We start from the raw sequence: 2,830 nt of genomic DNA, 5'->3' as shown, positions 1-2,830 counted from the left end.
GCGCGGCCCTGCGCCTGCGGCGGCTACACGTTGAAGACGATTCGCGAGCACTTCGGCCTTCCGCATCGGCCGATTCGCTACGAGGTACAGAACAGGCAAAACGCAAGACCTGACACTGCTTTGCGCGCGGCTACGACGCCGCCGGGCGGCTGGACAGGCGCACCACCGCGGCGGGCGAGACCACCTATACCTACGCCGGTCCCACCGAGCGCATCGCCACGATCACCACGCCCGAGGGCGAGGTGCTGGCCTTCGACTATGACGGCGCGCTCACCATCGACACCCAGTGGTCCGGCACCGTCAATGGCCAGGTCGAGACCGACTGGAACAGCGACTTCGCCATCGCCGCGCATATCATCAACGACAGCCACAGCATTTCCTACGACTACGACGGCGACGGGCTGCTCACCCAGGCCGGCGCGCTGATCCTCGCGCGCGATCCCGACCATGGGCTGCTCACCGGCACCAGCCTCGGCGGCCTCACCACCAGCCAGGACTACAACGCCTTCGGCGAGCTCGAAGGTTTCAGCGCCCAGCAGGACGGCAGCGCCCTCTACGGCGTCACCTACAGCCGCGACCGCCTCGGGCGCATCCGCACCAAGACCGAGACCCTGCAAGGTGAGACCAGCGTCTACGCCTACGACTACGACCTGGCCGGACGCCTGACCGCCGTCCGCGAGAACGGCGTCCTGACGGGCTCCTGGGACTACGACGCCAACGGCAACCGCATCGGCGTCGACGGCACGGCCAACGGCACCTACGATGAGCAGGACCGCCTGCTCCAATACGACGCCCCGGCCCGCCCGCGCCCGAGCGGCACCATCGGCTACGTCATCGACGGCCAGGACCGGCGCATCGGCAAGACCCGGGACGGTGAATTGGTCCAGGGGTTTCTCTACAAGGATCAGCTCAACCCGATCGCCGAGCTGGACGGGGAGGGCAATCTGGTCGCCGTCTTCGTCTATGGCGAGCAGGCCAATGTCCCGGCCTACCTGATCAAGATCGATCCCGAGACGCAGGAGGAGACCACCTACCGGATCCTCTCCGATCACCTCGGCAGCCCCCGGCTGGTCGTCGAGGTCGAGAGCGGGGCCGTTGTCCAACGGATGGACTACGATGCCTGGGGTGTCGTCACGCGGGATACCCAGCCGGGGTTCCAGCCGTTCGGGTTTGCCGGAGGGCTTTACGAGCCGGAGACCGGGCTCGTGCGGTTCGGGGCCAGGGATTATGATCCCTATACCGGGCGGTGGTTGGGGAAGGATCCGATTGGGTTTGATGGGGACGGGCCAAATTTGTACAACTATGCTCTGAGTGATCCTGTCAATCTGATTGACATTTCTGGATACTCGACTCTAGATTGCTTAGGCCTTGATGGTGATTATTTCTTGGCCTGTATTATTGAAAATCAGATGCCGGCCCCGCAGGATATTACGCCATGTATAAAATGCAAAGGAGATTATGATAAATTCTATGAGTGCCTTGTGGGGAGTGGTCCGGCTTTGACTTCTGACTGTGGCGCATGCATTCTAAGTCGTGGAAATGTAAAGAAAGCATGTATATCCTGCGCCGTCGGAGCTGGTACTGCGAGTGCTTGTTTTATGGATTACTGCAGACTTGTTCCGGCTAGCGAATGTCAAGAAGATATTGAATTGGAATGTGACTAGTGATCTGGCATGAAAATCCTTTGTATTATTTTTTATGTTACAGTTAAAGAGCTTGTCGTATTTTATTCTCATAGAAATGGCAATATCTATTGCCTTGTCTTACTCTGAAGACTTTAATTTAGTAATTTTCCTCAGTGTTTTGTCTTTGCTGAATACTGCAGCAGCAGGCAGTATATGGGGGAAAAGTGGAAAATCTTTGCTGGAGGCTGTAACAATAGGGCCTATTTTGCTTTTTTCTGGATTATTTGTGTCGACAATGCTAAAGCTGAGCGTTATTCTAGATGATCCTGAAAGTGAACTTTGGCTTTCTGGTGTCGTCTTTTCTTTCCTAATCTTTGCGCCAGTTTACGGAATAGTTTCTTTGCTGGGCGCTCTTTTTGGACGTAACAGGTAGGTCTTGAAGAAGGACGGTGTCACCATTTAGAAGGACGGTGTCAGGTCTTGCCTTTTGCCTTTGGAATTCTCGAATTCCGGAATTCCGGTGACAGTTTACTCAATGGCGGGGAGAACTCAGCCTCAGCGACCCGCTCGCGCGCACCACGACCACCACCGCCCCCGACGGCACCCGCACGATCACCGAGGTCCTGCCAAGCGCGGTGCCCTCCGGGGCCGCCGCCGACAGCCGCACCACCATCCGCCTGCCGAGCGGGCTGACCTACACCAGCGAGAGCGCCCACACCTGGGGCCTGGCCGACCCCGACGACCCGAGCTCCCGGGTCCTCACCCGTACCGTCACCACCACCAACGGCCGGGACTGGGTCACCGACTACGACCCCGCCACCCGCACCCAGACCACCACCAGCCCCGAGGGACGCACCACCACCACCTTCCTCGACGCCCACGACCGTCCGTTGCGCACCGCGATTCCCGGACTGGCCGCGACCCAGTACCGCTACGAGGACGACCGCCTGGTGGAGACCCGCCAGGGCACGGGCGATGACGCCCGCCTCACCACCTACGCCTACGACGCCCACGATCACCTCATCCAGATCACCGATGCCGAGGGCCAGGTCACGGGCTACACCCCGGACGCCGTCGGGCGGGTGACCGCGATCGAGCGCCCGGATGGCGCGATCACCGGGCTCGACTACGACGCCAAGGGCAACCTCGAGGGCGTCACCCCGCCGGGACGCCCCGAGCACCGCCTCGGCTACACCCCGGTCGAC

Annotated in this window: 2 protein-coding genes and 1 pseudogene; all 3 read left to right on the top strand. The window is 60.5% G+C overall.

All coding sequences use genetic code 11. The features are described from left to right. Positions 1 to 131: 131 nt before the first annotated feature. A pseudogene (locus G3446_RS26200) lies at positions 132 to 1,664 on the top strand (RHS repeat domain-containing protein); the annotation flags it as partial. A 34-nt stretch (positions 1,665 to 1,698) separates the two neighbouring features. Further along, a complete protein-coding gene (locus G3446_RS26195) occupies positions 1,699 to 2,058 on the top strand; it encodes a hypothetical protein (RefSeq protein WP_164456598.1) in 360 nt (119 codons plus the stop codon). Positions 2,059 to 2,260: 202 nt separating this feature from the next. Continuing rightward, a partial coding sequence (locus tag G3446_RS29050; RefSeq protein ID WP_209262643.1) for an RHS repeat domain-containing protein occupies positions 2,261 to 2,830 on the top strand: 570 nt, incomplete at its 3' end.

This window comes from Thiorhodococcus minor (assembly GCF_010820565.1).
Lineage (GTDB): Bacteria > Pseudomonadota > Gammaproteobacteria > Chromatiales > Chromatiaceae > Thiorhodococcus > Thiorhodococcus minor.
Note: the sequence above shows the minus strand (reverse complement) of the source record. Positions and strands in the feature narration are given on the sequence as shown.

Coding starts and splice junctions, on each gene's coding strand:
- G3446_RS26195 (WP_164456598.1), top strand. CDS start 1,699: ATGTTACAGTTAAAGAGCTTGTCGTATTTTATTCTCATAGAAATGGCA.